General features: G+C 68.6%; 19 protein-coding genes. 15 read left to right on the top strand and 4 right to left on the bottom strand.

The annotated features are described in order from the left end of the window. Positions 1–27: 27 nt before the first annotated feature. Genes KY496_RS17540 through KY496_RS17555 form a run of 4 tightly spaced genes read left to right on the top strand, consistent with a single transcriptional unit; the run spans position 28 to position 3,929 of the window. Complete coding sequence (locus KY496_RS17540; RefSeq protein ID WP_219861777.1) at positions 28–1,050, top strand: glucokinase; 1,023 nt, start codon at positions 28–30, stop codon at positions 1,048–1,050. Continuing rightward, positions 1,043–2,383: an MFS transporter gene (locus KY496_RS17545; RefSeq protein WP_219861779.1), complete on the top strand. Its 1,341-nt coding sequence runs from the start codon at positions 1,043–1,045 to the stop codon at positions 2,381–2,383. Before KY496_RS17540 ends, KY496_RS17545 begins: the two co-directional genes overlap by 8 nt. Continuing rightward, a complete protein-coding gene (locus KY496_RS17550; RefSeq protein WP_229520309.1) occupies positions 2,380–2,949 on the top strand; it encodes a heme-degrading domain-containing protein in 570 nt (189 codons plus the stop codon). Before KY496_RS17545 ends, KY496_RS17550 begins: the two co-directional genes overlap by 4 nt. Next, on the top strand, positions 2,946–3,929 hold the full coding sequence (locus KY496_RS17555; protein WP_219861781.1) for a Gfo/Idh/MocA family protein: 984 nt from the start codon (positions 2,946–2,948) through the stop codon (positions 3,927–3,929). Before KY496_RS17550 ends, KY496_RS17555 begins: the two co-directional genes overlap by 4 nt. On the opposite strand, the gene KY496_RS17560 is transcribed toward KY496_RS17555, so the two are convergent. The 3 genes from KY496_RS17560 to KY496_RS17570 all read right to left on the bottom strand — a co-directional run bounded on the left by KY496_RS17560 (position 3,914) and on the right by KY496_RS17570 (position 8,324). Next, the gene (locus KY496_RS17560; RefSeq protein WP_219861783.1) at positions 3,914–5,917 is read right to left on the bottom strand and encodes a hybrid sensor histidine kinase/response regulator; all 2,004 of its coding nucleotides are present in this window, start codon (positions 5,915–5,917) and stop codon (positions 3,914–3,916) included. The two genes, KY496_RS17555 and KY496_RS17560, sit on opposite strands and share 16 nt — an antisense overlap. An 80-nt stretch (positions 5,918–5,997) precedes the next feature. Further along, the gene (locus KY496_RS17565; protein ID WP_219861784.1) at positions 5,998–7,146 is read right to left on the bottom strand and encodes a serine hydrolase; all 1,149 of its coding nucleotides are present in this window, start codon (positions 7,144–7,146) and stop codon (positions 5,998–6,000) included. 83 nt (positions 7,147–7,229) lie between these two features. Further along, entirely contained in the window at positions 7,230–8,324 is a 1,095-nt protein-coding gene (locus KY496_RS17570; RefSeq protein WP_219861786.1) for a porin, read from the bottom strand. 177 nt (positions 8,325–8,501) lie between these two features. On the opposite strand from KY496_RS17570, the gene KY496_RS17575 reads away from it, so the two are divergent. The 8 genes from KY496_RS17575 (at position 8,502) to mnhG (ending at position 16,213) form a co-directional block, all read left to right on the top strand. Further along, positions 8,502–9,044 carry a hypothetical protein gene (locus KY496_RS17575; protein ID WP_219861788.1) on the top strand — a complete coding sequence of 181 codons (543 nt, stop codon included), beginning with the start codon at positions 8,502–8,504 and terminating at the stop codon, positions 9,042–9,044. Positions 9,045–9,232: 188 nt separating this feature from the next. After that, positions 9,233–10,078, top strand: coding sequence for a universal stress protein (locus tag KY496_RS17580; protein ID WP_051205021.1), 846 nt, complete (start codon positions 9,233–9,235; stop codon positions 10,076–10,078). Between the two features lie 60 nt (positions 10,079–10,138). Further along, positions 10,139–13,051 carry a monovalent cation/H+ antiporter subunit A gene (locus tag KY496_RS17585; RefSeq protein ID WP_184240213.1) on the top strand — a complete coding sequence of 971 codons (2,913 nt, stop codon included), beginning with the start codon at positions 10,139–10,141 and terminating at the stop codon, positions 13,049–13,051. Next, a complete protein-coding gene (locus tag KY496_RS17590; protein ID WP_005664496.1) occupies positions 13,051–13,395 on the top strand; it encodes a Na+/H+ antiporter subunit C in 345 nt (114 codons plus the stop codon). The genes KY496_RS17585 and KY496_RS17590 overlap by 1 nt, the downstream gene beginning before the upstream one ends. Beyond that, on the top strand, positions 13,392–15,056 hold the full coding sequence (locus KY496_RS17595; RefSeq protein ID WP_219861789.1) for a monovalent cation/H+ antiporter subunit D: 1,665 nt from the start codon (positions 13,392–13,394) through the stop codon (positions 15,054–15,056). Before KY496_RS17590 ends, KY496_RS17595 begins: the two co-directional genes overlap by 4 nt. Then, positions 15,053–15,583: a Na+/H+ antiporter subunit E gene (locus KY496_RS17600; RefSeq protein ID WP_005664492.1), complete on the top strand. Its 531-nt coding sequence runs from the start codon at positions 15,053–15,055 to the stop codon at positions 15,581–15,583. Before KY496_RS17595 ends, KY496_RS17600 begins: the two co-directional genes overlap by 4 nt. Further along, on the top strand, positions 15,567–15,845 hold the full coding sequence (locus tag KY496_RS17605; RefSeq protein ID WP_005664490.1) for a K+/H+ antiporter subunit F: 279 nt from the start codon (positions 15,567–15,569) through the stop codon (positions 15,843–15,845). Before KY496_RS17600 ends, KY496_RS17605 begins: the two co-directional genes overlap by 17 nt. Beyond that, on the top strand, positions 15,842–16,213 hold the full coding sequence (gene mnhG, locus KY496_RS17610) for a monovalent cation/H(+) antiporter subunit G (protein WP_219861791.1): 372 nt from the start codon (positions 15,842–15,844) through the stop codon (positions 16,211–16,213). Before KY496_RS17605 ends, mnhG begins: the two co-directional genes overlap by 4 nt. Positions 16,214–16,215: 2 nt before the next feature. On the opposite strand, the gene KY496_RS17615 is transcribed toward mnhG, so the two are convergent. Continuing rightward, complete coding sequence (locus KY496_RS17615; protein ID WP_005664487.1) at positions 16,216–16,776, bottom strand: putative glycolipid-binding domain-containing protein; 561 nt, start codon at positions 16,774–16,776, stop codon at positions 16,216–16,218. A gap of 316 nt (positions 16,777–17,092) precedes the next feature. On the opposite strand from KY496_RS17615, the gene KY496_RS17620 reads away from it, so the two are divergent. From KY496_RS17620 to KY496_RS17630, 3 genes are all read left to right on the top strand, one after another. Then, positions 17,093–17,626 carry a gluconokinase gene (locus tag KY496_RS17620; protein WP_005664485.1) on the top strand — a complete coding sequence of 178 codons (534 nt, stop codon included), beginning with the start codon at positions 17,093–17,095 and terminating at the stop codon, positions 17,624–17,626. A 144-nt stretch (positions 17,627–17,770) separates the two neighbouring features. Next, positions 17,771–20,767 carry a TonB-dependent receptor domain-containing protein gene (locus tag KY496_RS17625; protein ID WP_219861793.1) on the top strand — a complete coding sequence of 999 codons (2,997 nt, stop codon included), beginning with the start codon at positions 17,771–17,773 and terminating at the stop codon, positions 20,765–20,767. A gap of 12 nt (positions 20,768–20,779) precedes the next feature. After that, positions 20,780–22,093, top strand: coding sequence for a gluconate:H+ symporter (locus KY496_RS17630; RefSeq protein WP_219861794.1), 1,314 nt, complete (start codon positions 20,780–20,782; stop codon positions 22,091–22,093). Positions 22,094–22,098 lie beyond the last annotated feature (5 nt).

The following is a 22,098-nucleotide window of genomic DNA, read 5'->3' on the forward strand; positions in this document are numbered from 1 at the left end:
CATAAAAAAGAGCGACAAGGAGGAGACATGCTGACGACTACCCACCCCGACGGCCCGCGCCTGCTGGCCGACATCGGCGGCACCAACGCGCGCTTCGCCCTGGAGCCGGCGCCGGGCGCGATCCAGGCCGTGCAGACGCTGGCCTGCGCCGACCACGCCCGCTTCGAAGACGCGGTGCGCTTCTACCTGGCCGGCGCCGGCGCGAAGGTGCGCCACGCGGTGATCGCGATCGCCAATCCGGTGGACGGCGACGCCATCCGCATGACCAACCACCACTGGGCGTTCTCGATCGAGGCGGCGCGCCGTGCGCTGGGCCTGGAGACGCTGCTGGTGGTGAACGATTTCACGGCGCTGGCGATGTCGCTGCCGGCGCTGCAGCCGGACGACCTGGCCCGGGTCGGCGCCGGCACGGCGCTGGCGGGCAGCGTCATCGGCCTGGTCGGCGCCGGCACGGGCCTTGGGGTCTCGGGGCTGGTCCCGAGCGGCGAACGCTGGATTCCCCTCAATAGCGAAGGCGGCCACGTCGCCTTTTCCCCACTCGACGAGCGCGAGGTGACCGTGCTGCGCCACGCCTGGCAGCGCTACGACCACGTCTCGGCCGAGCGCTTCGTCTCCGGTCCCGGCCTGGTGCTGATCCGCGAAGCGCTGGCCATGAGCCGCGGCATGGCGCCGGACAGGGACCTGTCGCCGTCCGACATCGTGACGCGCGGCCTGTCCGGCGGCGACGCCTTGTCGCTCGAAACGATCGACTGCTTCTGCGGCATGCTGGGCACGGTGGCGGCCAACCTGGCGGTGACCCTCGGCGCGCGCGGCGGCATCTATATCGGCGGCGGCGTCGTGCCGCGCCTGGGCGCCTATTTCGTCGCCTCGCCGTTCCGCCCGCGCTTCGAGCGCAAGGGCCGCTTCAGCGAGTTCACGGCGCGCATCCCCACCTGGCTGATCACGGCGCCCTATCCGGCACTGCAGGGCGCCTCGGCGATCCTCGCGGATCACCTGGCCTGGCCCCATGCGACGGCGCCGCGTGCGAGCATGGAGGCCGCCCATGCGTAAAGTCGCTTCGCCGCTGCTGTGGGTGCCGACCGGCTACTTCACGATGGCGCTCGGCTACGTGATGCTCACCAGCGTCACCGCCATCATGTTCAAGAACCTGGGCATGGACAACGGCCGCGCCGCCCAGTATTCGAGCCTGCTGATCCTGGCGTATACCATCAAGCCGCTGTTCGCGCCGTTCGTGGAGATGTACCGCACCAAGAAATTCTTCGTGCTGTGCGCGCAGGTGGCGATCGGCGCCGGCTTCGCCGGGGTCGCGCTGCTGATGGAACTGCCCGGCTACATGACCTTCCTGATGGCGATCTTCTTCGCCCTGTCGTTCATCGGCGCGACGCAGGACATCGCCAGCGACGGCGTCTACGTCACCTCGCTCGACGCCCGCACGCAATCGCTGTACTGCGGCATCCAGAGCCTGTCCTGGAACATCGGCCCGATCGTGGCCGCCGGCGGCATGGTTTATCTCTCCGGCTATCTGCACACGCACGTCTTCGGCCACGATCCCGCCGTGTTCGGGCCGGACTGGATCGACGCCTGGCGCATCATCTTTTTGCTGGCCGGCGGCCTGACCCTGTTGATGGCGCTGTGGCACTGGCGCACCATGCCGCAGGGCGCTCGCGCGGCCGACACGCCGTCCTCGGTGAGGGACGCCGGCCGCATCCTGCTCGACGCCTTCGTCACCCTGTTCCAGAAGCGCGGCGTGTGGCGCATGATCGCCTTCGCCTTCCTGTTCCGTTTCAGCGTGGGCCTGCTGGAAAAGATCGGCCCCTTCTTCATGGTCGATCCCGCATCCAGGGGCGGCCTGGGCCTCTCGAACGAGATGCTGGGCCTGATCTACGGCACCTACGGCCTGGCCGCGGTGCTGGTCGGCTCCCTGCTCGGCGGCCTGTATGTCGCCAAACGCGGCCTGAAGGCGACGCTGTTCGTGCTGTGCTGCGCGATCAACATCCCGAACGTGGCCTTCCTGGTGCTGGCGCTCACCATGCCATCGAGCCTGGTCCTGATCACGCTGGGCGTCGCGATCGAAAAATTCTTCTTTGGCTTCGGCGCCGTCGGCTTCATGATCTACCTGATGCAGCAGCTCGCGCCGGGCAAGTACACCACCACCCACTATGCCTTCGGCACCGGTCTGATGGGCCTGTGCGGCATGGTCACCGGCGTGATCAGCGGCCACCTGCAAGAGATGATGGGGTACGTCGGCTACTTCGTGCTGGTGATGGTCGCCACCATCCCCTCGTTCCTGGCCACCTGGTTCGCGCCGTTCTACCACGACGACGGCAGCCAGCCGAAGCCGGAGCCGGACCTCGATGCCGAGGGCAAGACGGTGCCGGCATGAAGCGCCATGTCCAGCTTGCTTCCTGCCTGCTGCTGTCCGCGGCCGCGGCCGCGGCGCAGCAACTTCCACAGCCATCCGCCATGCACGCCATTTCCACTATCTCGCTCGACGCCCTGCTGCAGGAAGAACGCCAGCTCCAGTTCGACCGCTTCGACCGGGATGCCGCCGCCGCCCTCGGGGCGGCGCTGGTGGCGCGGGCGAAGCGCGCCGGCCGCCCGGTGACGCTTGAAATCAGGCAGGGCGACGAGGTCCTGTTCGCCCACGCAATGCCGGGCGCCTCGCCCGACCACGCCGACTGGATCCGGCGCAAGAACAACCTGGTCAGGCGCACCGGCCACAGCTCGTTCTACACCCACAACGAGGTGCGCCAGGCCGGCGGCGACCACGACGCGCTGCCCGGCCTGGACATGCGCGACTACGCGGCCCACGGCGGCGCCTATCCGATCGTCATGCGCGGCCGCGGCGCGGTCGGCACGGTCACGGTCTCGGGCCTGCCGGGCGCGGACGACCACGCGCTGGTGGTGGCGGCGTTGAAGGACCATCTGAAGATCGGAGAATCGCCATGACCCGCATCGTCCGCTGGGGCATCCTCGGCACCGGGCGCATCGCCCGCGATTTCGCGCAAGGGCTGCGCGCCACGCCCGACGCCGTGCTGGCCGCGGTCGGCTCCCGGAGCGACGATAGCGCACAGGCCTTCGCGGCGCAGTTCGAGATTCCTCGTGCGTTCGGCTCGTATGAGGCGCTGGTCGCTTGTCCCGACGTCGACATCGTCTATATCGCCACCCCGCACCCGATGCACGCAGCCAACGCCCTGCTCGCCCTGCGCGCCGGCAAGGCGGTGCTGTGCGAGAAGCCGTTCGCGATGAACCGGCGCGAGGCGGGAGAAATCGTGGCGCTGGCGCGGGCAAAGAACCTGTTCCTGATGGAGGCGATGTGGACCCGCTTCATGCCGGCCCTGGCCGAAGTGCGGCGCGTCATCGCCTCGGGCGAGATCGGCACGGTGACCCAGCTGCACGCCGACTTCGGCTTCTCGGCCACGCCCGATCCAGCCCACCGCGTCAACGATCCGGCCCTGGGCGGCGGCGCCCTGCTCGACCTGGGCATCTATCCGCTGTCGATCGCCTGCGCCCTGCTGGGCCGGGTCGAGGCGGTGCAGGCCCAGGCCATCATGGGCGAGACCGGCGTCGACCTCACCACCGCCTTCACCATGCGCCATGCCGGCGGCACGCTGTCGGTCTGCAGCTGCTCGCTGCGGGCGCATGCGCCGGGCGAGCTGGTGGTGTCCGGCACGCGCGGCAGCGTGCGCATGCACCGCATGTTCCACATGGCCGAGCGCGTCACGGTTGCGCTGCAGGACGGCTCCGCGCGCACGCTGGAGACCCCCTGGCTCGGCAACGGCTACACGCACGAGGCGATCGAGGCCGGCCGCTGCCTGCGCGAAGGCCTGCTCGAACATCCTGCGATGACCCACGACGACACGCTGGCGATCATGGGCCTGCTCGACACGATCCGCAGGCAGATCGGCCTGCGCTATCCGAGCGACTGAGCCTCGGTCAGCAGCGCGTCCAGCTGCTGCATATTGGCCGGCTTGACCAGGTAATGATCGAAGCCGGCGTCCAGCGCGGCATGGCGGTCGGCCTCGCTGCCGTAGCCGGTCAGCGCGATCAGGAGCGGCGTGCGCGCTCCCAGGCCGGCGCGGATGCGGCGCGCCAGTTCGCGGCCGTCCATATCGGGCAGGCCGATGTCCAGGATGCAGGCGTCCGGGGGCTGTGCGAGCGCGCGCCGCAGCGCCGGCGCCGGGGCATGCTCGACCGCCACCCGGTAGCCTTCCGCCTGCAGCAGCAGCGCCAGCGAGGCGGCCGCATCGACGTTGTCGTCCACCACCAGCACATTGGCCGCCTGGCCGCGCGCAGGCGCCTGGGGTCGCGGCGCATCGTCCTGGGCGGCCGGGACAGCCTCGTCCAGGCGCGGCAAGGTCACGGTGAAGGTGCTGCCGTGGCCAGGCCCGGCGCTGTCGGCGCTCACCGCGCCGCCATGCAGCCCGACCAGGTTCTTGACCAGCGCCAGCCCGAGGCCCAGGCCGCCCTGGGCCCGGTCCGGCGTGCGCTCGGCCTGGGTGAACAGGCCGAACACGTCGGGCAGCAGCTCGGGCGCGATGCCGATGCCGTCGTCGCGCACCGCCAGCACCGCCTCGCCGCCCCGGATGCGCACCGCCACCAGCACGCTGCCTTCGTCCGGCGTGTACTTGGCGGCGTTGTTGACCAGGTTGGCGATGACCTGGATCAGGCGCTTGGCGTCGCCCTCGACCAGCACCCGCGTATCCGGCAGCTCGGTGCGCAGGCGATGGCGCTTCATGTCCAGCAGCGGCTGCACCTGCTCCACGGCGGCGCCGACCAGCTGGCGCAGGTCGACCCGCTCGCGCTTGAGTTCGATCATGCCGCGCGTGACGCGCGACACGTCGAGCAGGTCGTCGACCAGGTGCACCATGTGGTCCACCTGGCGCGCGATGATCTCGCTGGTGCGCCGGACCGCGCCCGGGTCGCTCGCATACACGCCCTTGAGCAGGCCCGCCGCGGTGCTGATCGGCGCCAGCGGGTTGCGCAGCTCGTGCGCCAGCATAGCCAGGAACTCGTTCTTGCGCTCGTCCGCCACGCGCAGCGCCTGCAGCGCCTCGTTGCGCTCGCGTTCGGCCATGCCGCGGATCAGGTCCTGGCGATGCAGCTGGTAGGCGAAGCGCCACACCACGGCGATCAGGATCACCAGCAGCCCCCACACGAACAGCCAGATCGTGGTGGTCAGGTCGAGCCCGGGATTGGCCGCGCGCACCGCCGCGGTGGCGACCATGCCCAGCACGATCGGCGCCAGCACCAGCGGCGCCATCAGCTGGCGCAGGGTGCGGCTGCTGGACGTGGGACTGGCAAGCGCCACCACCATGCCCTGGTCCGGATGCAGCGCCAGCGTGGCGACGGAGGCCAGCATGAAGGCCAGCGCGGTGCGCAGCGAGGTGCCGCGTCCCGGCAGCAGCTGGTACAGGGAGGTGTCTTCGGCGGCGAAGCCGGCCAGGGTCAGCAACGAGAACAGCAGCACGCTGGCGGCCAGCGCCTGGCCGATGCCGACCGTGCGGCGCGCGCACGACAGCGCCATGCCGGCGCCGAGCACGACGAACAGGCCGGCCGTCAGCAGCGCCGGCAGGCTCCAGGCAGTGGATGCCTGGCCCAGGCCCAGCGACAGCGGCGCCGGCGCCCAGCCGGACAGGCGCATCGCCACGCCGCCGGCGCCGATCGCCAGGACCAGCAGGGCCGGGACGCGGCCGGCGCGGGCAACGGCGCGCACCGGATGCAACTGCAGCAACAGGCAGGCAGAGGCGCACAGGAAGCCGACCGCGGTAAGCGGATACATCTGCGGCGCACCGACGCCGGCGCCGATCAATGCCGGCGAATGCAGCCCCCAGCCGGCCAGTGCGGTGAGGGCGAGCAGCAGGCAGGCGATCGCGGCGCCGCCCGGGAAGGCAAGCCGGATCGGGAATGTGTTCATGAACGGACGGTTAGTTGAGCGATTTTCGCCCATCGTACCAGTCACGGCCTTTCAGGCGGGCACGGATGCCCGCGGACCATTCACGGCCGGGACGCGCCGTACCAGCCGTATTCCCAGCGCCACGGCATGTCGTTCTCGCCCAGCGCCAGGCGCGCGATCTCGGGGAAGATGCGCTCGGCGCGCACGTCGTTGGACAGCATCACCAGGCAGCGCCGGCGCGCCTCCAGGCAGATCGCCATATTGCCGGTGCTGTCGTTGTGCCCGCCCTTGAACCATCCGCGCCCGCTGCGGTCCTGGAAGGTGACCACGCCCAGGCCGGCCGCCAGTCCCGCTACCTGCGCACCGGGCCGCGACACCAGCGTCGGGAACTGGCCGGCGCTCAGGATCGGCAGTTGCGGGCGCACCATCTCGGCGCGCATCCGGGGGCTCAGCGCGTCGCCGCGCACGAGCGCCGCCCACATGCGGGCCTGGTCGGCGATCGTGGTGTCCATCGAACCGGCGGCGGTGACGGCGCTGCGCTGGTCGTGCGGCTCCATCTTGCCCTCCAGGGTATAGCCGTCGGCCAGGTTGGCGGCGAAGTCGGGCCGCCAGCGCATGGCGGTATTGGGCATGCCGAGGCGGTCGAACACGCGCACCTGCATCTCGCGGCCGGCATCGAGTCCGAGGCCCTGCTCGACGATCAGCTGCAGGATGTACATGCCTTCGGCCGAATAGGCGTAGCGCGCGCCGGGGTCGAAGTGAAAGCGCAGCTTTTCGTCCGGCTCCAGCCAGCGGAAGTTGGCGAAGCCGCCCGCGTGCGTGAGCAGGATGCGCGGCGTGAGCCGGCGCCAGCGTTCATCCAGCGCCAGGTCGCTGAAATCCCGGCGCTCGCCCAGGCGGTACTCGGGCAGGGGCTTGGGCAGCAGCTGCGTGAGCGGGGCGTCGAGATCGAGCCGGCCTTCGCTGGCCAGCTGCAGCAGCATGTAGGCGAAGGCGGTCTTGGTCAGCGAGGCGCCATACATGACGGTGTCGGGCTGCAGCGGCAGGCCGCGCTCCAGGTTGCGCTTGCCGTAGGCCGCGACCTTGACCACCCGGCCCTCGTCGATCAGCGCCAGCGCCAGCCCCACCACCTTCTGGCGCGCCATCAGGGCCTCGATGTCGGGGTCGGAAAAACCAGGGTCGGGCCCGCGCGGCGCGCCCGAACAGCTGACCAGGAACAGCGACACGACTGCCATCAACAGCGCTTTCATCGGCTTCTCCTCGGTTGAATTTCCATATCGGCGGCGGGACAACCAAGTGTAGCGCCAGGATGGGCGCCGGACAATCTCAGGGATCAGAAGGCGTGGCGCAGGCCGAGCGCGGCGCCCTTCAGGGTGGCGCCGGGCGCCGCGTCCAGGCTGTTGATCGCGAAGTCGTAGGCGCCGTTTTCCTCGTTGTCGAGATGGGTGACGTAGGCATGCAGCGCGGTGCGCTTCGACAGCGTGTACTCGTAGCCGAGCGTGACGTGGGTGGCGCCGGTGCGTGCCCCGCCACGGACGAAGCCCACCCGGTTGCCGCCGACGCCCTTGCCGTCGCCCGCGCGCGCCAGCCCGAGGCGCAGGCCGTGCGCGCCGAGTTGATGGGTGACCGAGACATACCAGGCGTTGCGATCCAGGCCGCCGGCGGCGGTCTCGTACTCGAGGCGTTCGGCCAGCAGCGCCACCCGGGTATCGCCGAAGCGGCGCGCCACGGCCAGCTTGGTGCCGCTGTCGCGCAATCCCGGTCCCTGATATTCGTGATGCCGCTCATGGGCCAGCGTCGCATACCAAGGCCCCTGTTCATAGACCACGGCGGCCGAGCTCAGGGATGGCTTGGCGCCGCTGGCCGGACGTTCCTCCGCCAGGCCGTGGGTCAGGCGCAGGCCGACACCCTTCCAGGGCCGGCTCCAGTAATGGATGGAGTTGGCCTGGCGCCGGTCGAAGGAAGACAGGTTGTTCACGTTGTCGACCGCCGCCCCGGCGCCGTTGCCGATGATGCTCATATAGCCGGCGGTGGTCGGATAGAAGGGGTCGAGGCCCGACGTCGCGCCATTGTAGGCGGTGACCCAGTGACCGGCGAACAGCGTGCCGAAGCCGCCATCGAGGCCGATCCGGGTATCGCGGCGCGCGAGCTCGCCCGCGCCGGTATCGAGCGAGAGCGTGCCCTCGACCTGGAAGATGGCGCTGACCCCGCTGCCCAGGTCTTCGCTGCCCCGAAAACCCAGCACCGAGCGGTTGTTCGAGACCCGCTGCTGACTCAGGCGCGGGCCGTCGGCGGTGGCGGACGCTTTCACGTATTCGGCCGCCACGTTCAGGCGGCCGTACAGCTGGACCTGGGTCTGGGCCTGGGCTTGGGCGGCCGCGGCGCATGCCGCGAACGCCAGCGCACTGCGGCGCAAGTATTTACTCATCGAAGACTCTCCTTGCCAGAATTGTCGGCCACGGGCCCCATCCCGGCCTATCCCCAATCGAGGGGAGATCCATCCCCCCAAACGTGTTGGTTTTACCCCGCTTTACATTTGCCGCCCTGCGCCACGCGGGGCGCCCGGCCGTTAATCATGGACGACAACCCGCAACAGGAAACGATTATGGTCAACAGCATCGGCGGCGCCAGCGCCGCACAGGCGGCATATGCCCCAACCCCGAAGAAGGACGACGAAGCGGCGCTTGGCCCGGCCTCCACAGTCACGTCACCGGACGCCGAGGCGACGCCACCGGCGCCCAGCCAAAGCGCCGAGTCGGCGGCGGCGGCGCGCCTGGGCGACGAATTGAATGCTCAGGCCGACGCCGCGCGCGTGCAGCGCGCCGTGGACGCATCGTCGGCATCGGCCACGGCGTCAAGCGAGGACAGTGACGCGGCCGAGGAAACCGGAAGCGCCCAGGACCCGGCCGCGGCGGCGCCGGCGCCGGCTGGCGGCGCCGGTGGCGCTGGGGGCGCTGCAGCGTCCTCGGAGACCACCGACACCGACTACATCGCCGAAGCCGACACCAATTCGGACAAGACGGTCAGCGACGAGGAACGTGCCGCCTACGAGGCCAAGCTGCGCGAGCAGAACGAGAAGCAGGCCGAGGTGCGCGCCGCGTATGGACAGGACGTGGGCGCCACGCCGGCGCTCGACGTTACCGCCTGACGCAGAGATCCGGGTCGACGATGCGCGAAAATGCTGCACTGCACCCGGAGTTATCCGAAGTAAATTCAAAATAACTGAAGAAACGCGTTGTAGTCAGGTCATCAACTACGGTAGAGTGTCGCCTTCCGAGAAGACTTTCCATGAGGCGGCGCATGCCAGACCGTAGCCCGACTACGCCCCGCGGATTGTTGCTTGCGACGGACCTGAGCGCCCGCTGCGACCGGCCCCTGGAACGCGCCAAGCAGCTGGCCGACGAATTTTCACTACCGCTGGTGGTCCTGACGGTGCACGACGCGCCCCAGGCGCCCGGCGAAGTGCTCCAATGGCAGGGCGACGACGCCGGCCGCGAACACCAGGAACGCGCGGCGCGCGCCGAGTTCGCGCGCGAGTTCGCCGGCTCGCCCCTGCAGGTCACCCAGCGTTTCGCCACCGGCCCGGCCGCCGCCGCCATCCTCGACGGCGCGGCCACCCTGCCCGGCGCCATCGTGGTCGCCGGCGCCTCGCAGCACGACAGCCTGGGCGACCTGCTGCTCGGCTCCACCGTCGAGAAACTGGCGCGCGCCCTGGCGCAGCCACTGCTGGTGGTGCGCCAGCGCGTGCGCGGCCCCTACCGCCGCATCATGGTCGCGACCGACTTCACGCCGGCCGCGAAGCTGGCGCTGGAAACGGCGGCCAGCCTGTTCCCGCAGCGCCGGCTCACCGTGTTCCATGCGCATGACGCCGAAGCGCTGGCGCCCGACGCGCGTCCACATGCGGAACTGATCCGCTTCCTGGACGGCTGCGCGCTGCCGCCCGGCGTCCGTGAGCTGGTCGACCCGGTGATCGGCGAAGGCGAACCGGCCTCGCAGCTTGCGCGCCATGTAGTGGATAATAGTATTGATCTGGTCGTGCTCGGCCTGCATGAAGAATCGGCGCTGATGCGCCTCCTGACCGGTAGCCGCAGTGAATACCTGCTGCAGGCAGTCGTGTGCGACACGCTGCTCGTGCGTCCCCCTGTGCGCCCTGGAGAATATGATGAGAATGAAGAAACCTGAAACCGCCCTGCGCCTCTGCGCGCGCCGCTACATGTCGCACTGCCCCGAAGGATGATGTCGATGACCTCACTGCCACTGATCCTGCTCGTCCTTCTTCCCTTCGCCGGCGCCTTCGTCGCCGCCTGCCTGCCCAATGGGTCGCGCAACCGTCCTGCCATCGCGGCCGGCGCGTTCACCCTTTTGGCCCTTCTCTTCGCCATCTCCCAGTTCGGCCGGTTGGACGCCGGCGAAGTCCTGCAGTCGCGCCACAGCTGGCTGCCGATGTTCGGCCTCGACATCATCATCCGCATGGACGGCCTGGCCTGGCTGTTCTCGATCATGGTGCTCGGCATCGGCCTGCTGGTGATCCTGTACGCGCGCTACTACATGTCCAAGCGCGACCCGGTCGCGCGCTTCTACGCCTACATGCTGGCCTTCATGGGCTCGATGATGGGCGTGGTCCTGTCCGGCAACCTGATCCAGCTGGTGGTGTTCTGGGAACTTACCAGCCTGACGTCCTTCCTGCTGATCGGCTACTGGCAGGAGAGCAACGACGCCCGCCGCGGCGCGCGCATGGCCTTCACCGTCACCACCGCCGGCGGCCTGTGCCTGCTGGCCGGCGTGCTCACGCTCGGCCATATCGTCGGCAGCTACGAGCTCGAGGCGGTGCTGGCGGCCGGCGACCAGATCCGCGCCCATGCGCTGTACCTGCCGGCGCTGGTGCTGATCGCCCTTGGCGCGCTGACCAAGAGCGCGCAGTTCCCGTTCCACTTCTGGCTGCCGCACGCGATGGCGGCGCCGACCCCGGTGTCGGCCTACCTGCACTCGGCCACCATGGTCAAGGCCGGGGTGTTCCTGCTCACGCGCCTGTACCCGGCCCTCGGCGGCACGCCGGAATGGACCTGGATCATCGTCGGCGCCGGCGCCACCACGCTGGCGCTGGCCTCGTTCTTCGCGATCTTCCAGAACGACATGAAGGGGCTGCTGGCCTACTCGACCATCAGCCATCTGGGCCTGATCACCTGCCTGCTGGGCATCGGCACCCCGCTGTCGGTGGTGGCGGCGGTGTTCCACATCATGAACCACGCGATCTTCAAGGCCTCGCTGTTCATGGCGGTCGGCATCGTCGACCACGAGACCGGCACCCGCGACATGCGCGTGCTGCGCGGATTGCGCAAGGCGATGCCGGTGACGGCCGCGCTGGCGATCGTGGCCTCGGCCTCGATGGCCGGCGTGCCGCTGCTGAACGGCTTCCTGTCCAAGGAGATGTTCTTCGCCGAGACCGCCCACGTGGGCGGCAGCGAAGACTGGACCCTGTCCTATGTGGCGGTGGCGATGGGCATCTTCAGCGTCGCCTATTCGCTGCGCTTCATCAGCGTGTTCTTCGGCCGCCTGGCGAAAGACCTGCCGCAGGAGCCGCACGAGCCGGCGCGCTGGATGCGCTTCCCGGTCGAATGCCTGGTGGTGCTGTGCATCGCCGTCGGCATCATGCCCGAGCGCGTGGTCGGCGACGTGCTGGCCGTGGCATCCGGCTCCGTGCTCGGGGCGGCCATGCCGGAATACGACCTGGCGATCTGGCACGGCTTCAACCTCGCGCTCGGGATGAGCGGCGCCGCGCTGGTGCTGGGCGCCCTGCTGTACTGGGTGCTGCTGCGCCGTCACGACCTGCGCGAGCGCACCCGGGTGCCGGTGCTGCACCGCCTGAAGGGCGCGCAGGCCTACGAGAACACCATGCTGGCGCTGTCGACCGGCGCCAGCACGCTGATCCGCTGGACCGGCACCCGCCGCCTGCAGCCGCAGATGCTGGTGCTGATGGCCTTCATGGTGGCCACGCCGCTGCTGCTGGTCGATCCGCTGCCCGCCATTCCTACCTTAAGCGTGCACGCGCTCGACCCGCTGTTCGCGGTGCTGTGGATCATCGGCGCCGGCTGTGCGCTGGGCGCGGCCTACAACGCCAAGTACCACCGCCTGGTGGCGCTGGCCCTGGTCGGCGGCACCGGCATCGTGACCGCGATCACCTTCGTCTGGCTGTCGGCGCCCGACCTGGCGCTGACCCAGCTGATGGTGGAAACCGTGACCACGGTGCTGATCCTGCTCGGCCTGCGCTGGCTGCCGCCGCGCTTCGCCCCGCCCGGCCTCAAGCAGAGGGCGCCGGCCAGCACCTGGTTCCGGCGCGGGCGCGACAGCTTCATCGCCGTCGCCGGCGGCCTGGGCATCGCCGCCGCCAGCTATGCGATCCTGAGCCTGTCCCCGCCGCCCTCGATCGGCGAATTCTTCGTGCTGCGCGCGCTCACCGAAGGCGGCGGCTCGAACGTGGTCAATGTGCTGCTGGTCGACTTCCGCGGCTTCGACACCATGGGCGAGATCACCGTGCTGTCGGCCGTCGCCTTGACCGTCTATGCCCTGCTGCGCCGCTTCCGCCCTGCCACCGAATCGATCGCGATTCCGGTGCAGCAGGCCAGCGACGTCGATCCGGCCGTCACCCAGACCCCGGCCGAGCAGGCCTCGACCGGCTATCTCATGATTCCGGCGGTGTACCTGCGCATGCTGCTGCCGGTGATGGGCGTGATGGCGGCCTACTTCTTCATGCGCGGCCATAACCTGCCGGGCGGCGGCTTCGTCGCCGGCCTGATCTTCGCCACCGCGCTGATCGTGCAGTACATGGTGGCCGGCACCGACTGGGTCGAATCGCACCTGCGCCTGCGGCCGCACCGCTGGATCGCCTGGGGCCTGTGGTGCGCCGCCTTGACCGGCATCGGCGCCTGGTTCCTCGGCTATCCGTTCCTGACCAGCCATACCGCCCACCTCACCCTGCCGATCCTGGACGAGATCCACGTCCCGAGCGCCTTCATGTTCGACCTCGGCGTGTTCCTGGTGGTGGTCGGCTCCACCATGCTGACCCTGGTCGCGCTGGCCCACCAGTCGCTGCGCAGCCACCGTGCGGCGGCCGACGCCACGCGCGCCACCATCCCGCCCGCCAAGGAGATCTTCTGATGGAGCTCGTCATTTCGCTCGCCATCGGCATCGTGTTCGGCTCCGGCATCTGGCTGATCCTGCGTCCGCGCAGCTTCCAGGTGCTCTCGGGCCTGATGCTGATGTCGTATGCCGTCAACCTGTTCATTTTCATCATGGGCCGCCTGTGGGTCGACGCCCCGCCGCTCACGCCCGCCGGCACGACGCCCAATCCGGCCGTCCTGGCCGACCCGCTGCCGCAAGCCCTGGTGCTGACGGCCATCGTCATCGGCTTCGCCACCACCGCGCTGTACCTGGTGGTGATGATCGGTTCGCGCGGCCTGACCGGCACCGACCACGTGGATGGCAAGGAGCCTGAATTATGAGTTTGCACTGGACCCAGCACCTGATCCTGGTGCCGGTATTGCTGCCGCTGCTGGTGGGCGCCGCCCTGGCCCCGCTGACGCAGGGCTGGCACCGCCTGAAGTACTGGCTCAGCTACGCCTCGCTGCTGGGCCTGCTGGCGACTTCGCTGGCGCTGATCTTCATGACCGACGGCGGCCACTGGCAGGAAGGCATGGGCATCTACCTGGCCGCCAACTGGAGCGCGCCGTTCGGCATCGCCCTGCTGGCCGACCGCCTGAGCGCCATCATGCTGCTGCTGACCGCGGTGCTCGGCCTGGCCTCGCTGCACTTCACCCGCACCCGCTGGGGCCGGATCGGCGTGCATTACCACACGCTGTTCCAGTTCCTGCTGATGGGCATTAACGGCGCCTTCCTGACGCACGACCTGTTCAACCTGTTCGTGTTCTTCGAGGTGATGCTGGCCGCGTCGTATGGCCTGGTGCTGCATGGGTATAACGCCGAGCGCATTCGCGCCAGCATGCAGTACATCGCGATCAACCTGGCCGCCGCCCTGCTGTTCCTGCTTGGCACCGCCCTGATCTACGCCACCACCGGCACCCTGAACATGGCCGACCTGGCCGCGCGCGTGCCGCTGCTGGCGGGCGAGGAACTGGCCCTGTTCAAGGTCGGCGCCAGCGTGCTGGCGCTGGCCTTCCTGACCAAGGGCGCCATGTGGCCGCTGGGCTTCTGGCTGCCCACCACCTATGCCGCGGCCTCGCCGCCGGTGGCGGTGATGCTGGTCCTGATGACCAAGGTCGGCGCCTACGTCATCCTGCGCCTGTGGCTCCTGATCTTTTCAAGCAACGCGGGCGCCGCCGCCGGCTTCGGCGGCGACGCGCTGCTGTATGCCGGCATGGCGACCATCGTGTTCGGCGCCGCCGGCATGCTGTCGACCGACACCGCCGGCCGCATGGCGGGCTATGGCGCGATCGTCTCGTCCGGCACCCTGCTGGCGGTGATCGGCTACGGCCAGCCGACCCTGGTGACGGCCGGCATCTACTACCTGATCGGCTCCACCATCGCGGTGGCCGCCTTCCTGCTGCTGATCGAGCTGATCGACCGCATCCGCACCCCGCGCTCGGCGATGCTGGCGCTGACCATGGAAGCGTTCGCGGTCGAGGATGCGCCGGACGAGCCGACCGGCCGCGGCGTGCCGGCCGCGATGGCCTTCCTGTCGCTGGCCTTCGCCGCCTGCGCGCTGATGATCGCCGGCCTGCCGCCGCTGTCGGGCTTCGTGGCCAAGTTCGGCATGTTCCACGCGCTGCTCAATCCGCAGGTCGACGCGGTGTCGGGCGCGGCCGCGATCTCCGCGTCCGGCTGGACCCTGATGGCCCTGATCATCGTCTCGGGCCTGATCGCCGTGATCTCGATGATGCGCTTCGGCGTGCGCACCTTCTGGGCCAGCGGCGCCACCGAGCCGCCCAAGGTGCACCGCTCCGAAGTGGCGCCGATCCTGTTCCTGCTGGCGCTGTCGGTCCTGATGACCGTGCAGGCCAATCCGCTGTTCGGCTACCTGGCCCGCGCCAGCGACGACATCCACCGTCCGGGCGCCTACATCGGCCGCGTGCTGGCCGAGCCGACCGTGCCGGGACCGGTATCGAACCCGGCGCCCGCGCCCCTCTCGCCCAAGGAGGCGCCATGACCCGCTGGCTTCCCCATCCCTTCGTGTCGCTGGCGCTGTGCGGCCTGTGGCTGCTGCTGAACCAGACCCTGTATCCTGGCCACATCCTGCTCGGCGCGCTGTTCGGCATCGCCGGCCCGGTCCTGACCCGCCACCTCAACCCGCTGGGCTACCCGCGCCTGCACAAGCCCATCGTCGCGCTGCGCCTGCTGGGCTTCGCCTCGGTCGAGGTGGTGCGCTCCTGCCTCAACGTGAGCAAGGTCATCCTGTTCGCCGACTATGCCAACCTGAACTCGCAGTTCATCCGCGTGCCGCTCGACATGCGCGACCCCTACGGCCTGGCGGCGCTGTCCTGCCTGATCAACATGACGCCGGGCACGGTGTGGACCGAGCTGCAGCCGAGCGCCGATTCCGACAAGCTCGAGCTGGTGCTGCACGTGTTCGACCTGCACGACGCCGCGTGGTGGGTCGACACCATCAAGACCCGCTACGAACAGCCCCTCATTCACATCTTCGACACGGAGGTCCGCCATGGCGACCCTGCTTGAACTCTCGATCGGCTACGCCCTCGTGTGCGTGCTGGCGGCCATGGCGCTGTGCGCCGGCCGCCTGCTGATCGGCCCCTCGGCCCACGACCGCGTGCTGGCCCTCGACACCCTCTGGATGTGCGGCATGCTGCTGGCCCTGGTGCTGGGCATCCGCTTCGGCACCCAGGTCTATTTTGAAGTGGCGATGCTGATCGCGCTGGTCGGCTTCGTCTCGACCATCGCGATGGCCAAGTTCCTGATGCGCGGGGAGATCATCGAATGACCGGCATCGAACACCTGCCCGACTGGGCCGCCCTGCTGGTCTCGCTGCTGCTGATCCTGGGCGCCAGCATCATCCTGATCGGCGCGCTCGGCCTGATACGCCTGCGCACCTTCTACCAGCGCATCCACGGCCCGGCGATCACGGTCACGCTGGGCGCCGGCAGCCTCCTGATCGCCTCGATGCTGTACTTCACGGTGGCGCAGTCGCGGCCGGTCGTCCACGAGATCATCATCACCGTGTTCGTGCTGCTGACCGCGCCCGTGGTGTCGATGATGATCATGCGCGCCGCCGTCTACCGCGACCTGCGCGCCAAGAAAGGCGACGCCGGCGCGACCGCGGGCGAGGTGTACACCATCTCGCGCGAGTAGGATCAGTCCAGGCGCTGGAACAGGCCTGGATAGTGCACCACGAGGCCGTCGGCATCGGTCTCGATGTCGGCCCGGAAGGGATCCGACAGGCTCTCGAAACGGTAGCGTCCCTCGCCCAGCAAGGAATAGGCCTGGCGCGAGGGCATCACGGCCGCCCCGGGCAAGGTGACGTAGGCCACCCGGACTTCCCGGCGCTCGCGCAGGGCCTCGCCCAGGCGCCGGATCGGCAGGGTATTGGTGAATGGCGTGCACGTCAGGTCGACGTCGATGCAGCCGTCCAGCGCCGGCAGCGGCGCGCCGTCCGGGCCGCTCCATCTTCCTTCGCCATCGGCGCGCAACAGCAAGTGGGCGCCGCCGGCCAACCTGACCTGGACCTGGCGCACCCGCCAGTGCGCATCGCAATGGATCGCGTAGCTGCAGCCGAACAGCCTGCCCTCGTACGGCGTGCCGGAATCCGGCCCGATCACCACGCCTTCGGCAACGACGCCTTGTGGCGTGCCGCGGATCGCGACATATTCCAGGCCGTTTCCTTCTTCCGTTGCCCAGCGCAAGCGGCGTTCCATGGTCGTCCTCGCTTTCTGCGTGCGTGATCGGTTCCAACATAGCCGATTCCAGTCACGCGCACATGGCGCCGTCGAGTAAATACAACATTGCGAAAAAATAGATTGCGCGTCGCAACAATGTTAGCGCTATCAGATTTTCATGGTGCTTTCTGAGTGAAAAACCGCTGACGCCCCCGCTTGCGTCCCCGGCAAAGCGGCAAAACCGCCCCCGGATCACATTGCATTGCAACATCGATAACGTGTTTACAAAAAAAATTAGCTGAACAACACTCCGAAAAACGCGATGTTAGCGCTAACGGTCTATCGAGGAGAAACGATGTCAGCATCCAGCGTCAACACCCCGTCCCAACCCGCCGGCGCCCTGCGCTGGGTCGTCATGGGCGTCAGCGGATCGGGCAAAAGCACGATCGGCGCCGCCCTGGCCAGCCACTTCGCCGTCCCCTTCCTCGAAGGCGACGCCTACCACCCGGCCAGCAACGTCAGCAAGATGACGGCCGGCATCCCGCTCGACGACGACGACCGCGCCGGCTGGCTGGACGCGCTGGCGGCCGAGATCGGCCAGGCCCGCAGCCGGGGCCAGGGCCTGGTGCTGTCCTGCTCGGCCCTCAAGCGGCGCTACCGCGACCTGCTGCGCATGGCCGACCCGGCGCTGCGCTTCGTGCACCTGGCCGGGCCGCGCGAACTGATCGCCGTGCGCATGCACGGCCGCCCCGGCCACTACATGCCACCCTCGCTGCTCGATTCGCAGCTGAGCATCCTCGAACCGCTGCAGGCCGACGAAGCCGGCCTCACGCTGGACATCACCCTGGCGCCGCCGGCGCTGGTGGAACGCATCACCAGAAGCGCCTGAACCACGACGTCCGAATTACGACACCTGAACCACGGCCCTGGCACCGGGGTTCGGCAAGATTCATCGCAAGCAGTCTTTGCAAGCTGTCGCGCAGCCGACCACAGAGACGGCGCGCTCCCATACAACAAGCATCGAGGAGACATCATGCGTACACCAGTTCAACGGACTCTCATCAGCCTGGCCGTCGCCAGCGCCTGCTGGAGCGTCGGCGCCGCCCACGCCCAGCAGGCGCAGCTAGAACCCGACACCCCGGCCGCCGCTACCGAGGCGCAAACACCGCCCGCCGATTCTGCGCCGTCCTCCGCGCCGTCACCCGCGGCCGGAGAAGCCGCCAACGTCGTGCGCATCTCCGGCTCGCGCATCGCCGCGCGCGGCTTCACCATGCCGACGCCGACCACCAGCCTCACCAGCGCCGACCTCGAGAAATCGGCCAAGCCGAACCTGTTCAACACCCTGGCCGAACTGCCGGCCCTGCAGGGCAGCACCGGCCGCACCACCAGCACCAACAGCACCAGCAGCGGCATCCAGGGCCTGTCTTCGCTGAGCCTGCGCGGCCTGGGCACGATCCGGACCCTGACCCTGCTCGACGGCCAGCGCGTGGTGGGCGCCAACGTCACCGGCGTGACCGACGTCAGCCAGTTCCCGCAGCTGCTGGTGAAACGCGTCGACGTGGTGACCGGCGGCGCCTCGGCATCCTATGGTTCGGACGCGGTGGGCGGCGTGGTCAACTTCGTCACCGACAAAAAATTCACCGGCTTCAAGGCGCATGTCCAGGGCGGCCAGACCAAGTACGACGACGACCGCGGCGGCAGCGTGCAGGCGGCCTGGGGCCGCGCTTTTCTCGACAACCGCTTCCACGTGACGGCCAGCGCCGAGTTCACGAAGGAAAACGGCATCGAGTCGCCCGGCTTCGGCGGCAAGGGGCCGAACGGCCGCACCTGGTACCAGAACCCGGCCTACTCGGTGCGTCCTTTGAGCCAGACCGGCGACGGCCTGCCGCAGTACCGCGTGATCGAACAGGCGCAGCAATACCAGTACGCCAAGTACGGCCTGATCACCAGCGGCCCGCTGCAGGGCACGGCCTTCGGCGCGGGCGGCGTGCCTTACCAGTTCCAGTACGGTTCCAATGGCCAGCCGACCGGCACCGGCGCCGTCACCGGTTGCGTCAACCCGTTCTGCATCGGCGGCGACTTGAGCGGCAGCGTGGGCTCGGGCACCAACCTGGCGATGAACTTCAAGCGCCAGGTGGCCTATACCCGCATGTCGTTCGACATCAATCCCGACCACCAGCTCTACTTCACCGCCAACTATGGCAAGGTGGACTCGCGCTTTTCGCCCAATCCGGGCGCGGCCAAGAACGCCAACCTGAACATCCAGTGCTCGAACCCCTTCCTGCCGGCCTCGATCGTCGATGCCTGCGCGCGCAACAACATCACCAGCTTCCAGTACGGCACAGCGAACGCGGTCTTCCCCGAGAACATCGATGTCCAGCCGACCCGCACCCAGCGCCGCTTCGTGCTCGGCGCCGAAGGCAAGTTCGCCCTGTTCGGCAAGGACTGGTCGTACGACGCCTACGTGACCCACGGCGAGAACAAGACCAATCTCGACGCCTTCAACATGACGCTCAACGCGCGCTACAACAATGCAATCGATGCGGTGCGCGCGCCGGACGGCCGCATCGTCTGCCGCAACCCGGTGGCCGCGGCGTCGGGCTGCGTGCCGCTCAACATCATCGGCGACAACCCGATCGATCCGGCCGCCTGGGCCTATATCGCGCCGGCCAACGGCCCGCGCCAGCGCACCACGCAAAGCCAGGACGTCGGCAGCTTCAACATCAACGGCGAGCTGTTCGAAGGCTGGGCCGGCCCGATCTCGCTGGCCACGGGCGCCGAATACCGGCGCGAGAAATACCGCGTGCGCGGCGACGCCTACGGCAACGGCGTAACCCCGGATTCGCCGAACAACGCCATGTACCCGGCCGACCCGCTGCTCAACACCACGGTCGGCAACAACTGGTATGCCGGTAACTTCCACAATGGCGAAGGCAGCTACAACGTGCGTGAAGCCTACGTCGAGCTGAACATCCCGGTGTTCAAGTCCGAGACCTGGGGCGAGGCCAACCTCAACCTGGCCGACCGCGAGACCAAGTACAGCACCGCCGGCAGCGTGGGCAGCTGGAAGCTGGGCGCCACCTGGCAGACGCCGATCGACGGCCTGCGCCTGCGCGGCGTGACCTCGAAGGACGTGCGCGCGCCGAACCTTTCGGAACTGTTCGCGGCGCCGGTGGTGGTCAACAACGTGGTCCAGTACCAGGGCAACACCATCAGCGTCCAGGAACGCACGGTGGGCAACACCAACCTGCGCCCGGAGATCGCGCGCAACAATACCTTCGGCATCGTGCTGAGCCAGCCGAAATGGGCGCCGGGCTTTTCCATCTCGGCCGACTACTTCGACATCGAAGTCAAGGGCGTGATCTCGGCGCTGACGATCCAGCAGGAAGTCGACCTGTGCGTGGCCGGCAACCAGGAGATCTGCCAGGCGATGGTGCTCAACAGCCCGGGCAACAACTACGTCACGGTGCAGAACTTCAACCTGGCGTCGCTGAAGGTCAAGGGCTTCGACCTCGAGACCGCCTACCGGACGGGCCTCGAGCGGCTGAACCTGCCGGGCCGCTTCACCTTCCGCGCGCTGGCCACCCGCAACCTGCACTACATCACCGAGTCGGGCGTGGTCGGCACCATCGCGGTGGATTCGGCCGGCTCGAACATGGGCAATACGCCGAAGTGGAAGGTGCTGGCGCAGCAGACCTGGGAGAACGACAAGCTGAGCGTCACGCTGACCGAACGCTGGTTCAGCGACGGCACCTACCGCAACGACTTCATCGAGTGCCAGACCGGTTGCCCCATGTCGACCCTGATCCACCCGACCATCTACGACAACAAGATGAAGGGGGCGGCCTATCTCGACATCGGCGCCAGCTACAACTTGTCGAAGCAGTTGCAGGCCTACTTCAAGATCGACAACGTGACCGACCGCGCGCCGGAAGCGGCGCCGCAGACCAATGCCAGCTACGGCATCAACCCGGCGCTGTACGACGTGGTTGGACGTACTTACCGGGCCGGCCTGCGCTACGGCTTCTGACGGGGCCCGGCCGTGTGGAACATCGTTTCCGTGCTGCTGGCGGTCGGCCTGCTGACCTTGCTCATCGCCTGGGGCAAGGTCCAGCCCCTGCTGGCCTTCGTGGCGGCGTCGATCGCGGCGGCCCTGCTGCTTGGGTTGCCGCCGTCGAAGATTCCCGGCGCGATCGAGAAGGGCATCGGCGACCTGCTCGGCTCCCTGGTGGTGATCATCTGCCTGGGCGCCGTGTTCGGCAAGCTGATCGCCGACAGCGGGGCCGCGCGCCGCATCGCCACCTGCCTGGTCGACGCCCTGGGGCCGTCGCGCATCCCGGTGGCGCTCACCGTCACCGGCTTCGTGGTCGGCATTCCGCTGTACTACAACGTCGGCTTCGTGCTGCTGGTGCCGCTGATCTTCTCGCTGGTGGTCAGCTCAGGGCGGCCGGCGGTGGCGCTGGCGATCCCGCTGCTGGCCGGGCTGTCGATCGCGCACGGCTTCCTGCCGCCGCATCCGTCACCGGTAGCGCTGGTCTCGGCGATCCACGCCGACATGGGCACTACCCTGCTGTACGGGATCGTGGTGGCGATACCGACCTTGATCATCGCCGGGCCCCTGTTCGCGCTGTCGCTGCGCCGCATTGAGGCGCAACCGGCCGCCATGTTCCAGGACGGTCGCGCGCTGCAGGATGGAGAACTGCCGGGCGTCTTCAACAGCTTCGCCACCGCGCTCCTGCCGGTGCTGCTGCTGGGAGCGAGCACGGTGCTCATGATGGCGCGGCCCGACCTGAACGGCAGCCTGTCGTTCCTCGCCAATCCGCTCGTGGTGATGCTGGCGTCCTATCTGGTGGCGATCTACACGCTGGGCCTCGCGCAAGGGCGGCGTTTTTCCGCCGTGATGCAGGGCCCGGCGGAGGCGATGCGCGAGATCGCGCCGATCCTGTTGATCATCGCCGGCGCCGGCGCACTGAAGCAGGTGCTGGTGGAATCGGGCGTCAGCGCCGATCTCGGCGCGCTGCTGTCCAGCCTTCCGGTGCCGCCGCTGGTGCTGGGATGGTCGGTCGCCACCGTGATTCGCATCTGCCTGGGATCGGCCACGGTGGCCGGCGTGACGGCCGGCGGCATCGTGGCGCCGCTGGTGCACAGCTCGGGCGTCGACCCGAACCTGATGGTGCTGGCCATCGGCGCGGGAAGCCTGATGTGCAGCCACGTCAACGATTCCGGCTTCTGGATGTTCAAGGAATATTTTGGCTTGTCCCTGAAGGATACCTTCCGCTCCTGGACCCTGATGGAGACCCTGGTGGGCGTGTTCGGCCTGCTGTTCGTGATGCTTCTGTCGCTGTTTCTACAATAGCTGAG

The sequence above is a fragment of the Massilia sp. NP310 genome, assembly GCF_019443485.1.
Taxonomy (GTDB): domain Bacteria; phylum Pseudomonadota; class Gammaproteobacteria; order Burkholderiales; family Burkholderiaceae_D; genus Telluria; species Telluria timonae.

Coding starts and splice junctions, on each gene's coding strand:
- KY496_RS17560 (WP_219861783.1), bottom strand. CDS start 5,917: ATGAACACATTCCCGATCCGGCTTGCCTTCCCGGGCGGCGCCGCGATC.
- KY496_RS17550 (WP_229520309.1), top strand. CDS start 2,380: ATGAAGCGCCATGTCCAGCTTGCTTCCTGCCTGCTGCTGTCCGCGGCC.
- KY496_RS17575 (WP_219861788.1), top strand. CDS start 8,502: ATGGTCAACAGCATCGGCGGCGCCAGCGCCGCACAGGCGGCATATGCC.
- KY496_RS17540 (WP_219861777.1), top strand. CDS start 28: ATGCTGACGACTACCCACCCCGACGGCCCGCGCCTGCTGGCCGACATC.
- KY496_RS17605 (WP_005664490.1), top strand. CDS start 15,567: ATGGCGACCCTGCTTGAACTCTCGATCGGCTACGCCCTCGTGTGCGTG.
- KY496_RS17620 (WP_005664485.1), top strand. CDS start 17,093: ATGTCAGCATCCAGCGTCAACACCCCGTCCCAACCCGCCGGCGCCCTG.
- KY496_RS17595 (WP_219861789.1), top strand. CDS start 13,392: ATGAGTTTGCACTGGACCCAGCACCTGATCCTGGTGCCGGTATTGCTG.
- KY496_RS17555 (WP_219861781.1), top strand. CDS start 2,946: ATGACCCGCATCGTCCGCTGGGGCATCCTCGGCACCGGGCGCATCGCC.
- KY496_RS17625 (WP_219861793.1), top strand. CDS start 17,771: ATGCGTACACCAGTTCAACGGACTCTCATCAGCCTGGCCGTCGCCAGC.
- KY496_RS17565 (WP_219861784.1), bottom strand. CDS start 7,146: ATGAAAGCGCTGTTGATGGCAGTCGTGTCGCTGTTCCTGGTCAGCTGT.
- KY496_RS17545 (WP_219861779.1), top strand. CDS start 1,043: ATGCGTAAAGTCGCTTCGCCGCTGCTGTGGGTGCCGACCGGCTACTTC.
- KY496_RS17615 (WP_005664487.1), bottom strand. CDS start 16,776: ATGGAACGCCGCTTGCGCTGGGCAACGGAAGAAGGAAACGGCCTGGAA.
- KY496_RS17570 (WP_219861786.1), bottom strand. CDS start 8,324: ATGAGTAAATACTTGCGCCGCAGTGCGCTGGCGTTCGCGGCATGCGCC.
- KY496_RS17585 (WP_184240213.1), top strand. CDS start 10,139: ATGACCTCACTGCCACTGATCCTGCTCGTCCTTCTTCCCTTCGCCGGC.
- KY496_RS17600 (WP_005664492.1), top strand. CDS start 15,053: ATGACCCGCTGGCTTCCCCATCCCTTCGTGTCGCTGGCGCTGTGCGGC.
- mnhG (WP_219861791.1), top strand. CDS start 15,842: ATGACCGGCATCGAACACCTGCCCGACTGGGCCGCCCTGCTGGTCTCG.
- KY496_RS17590 (WP_005664496.1), top strand. CDS start 13,051: ATGGAGCTCGTCATTTCGCTCGCCATCGGCATCGTGTTCGGCTCCGGC.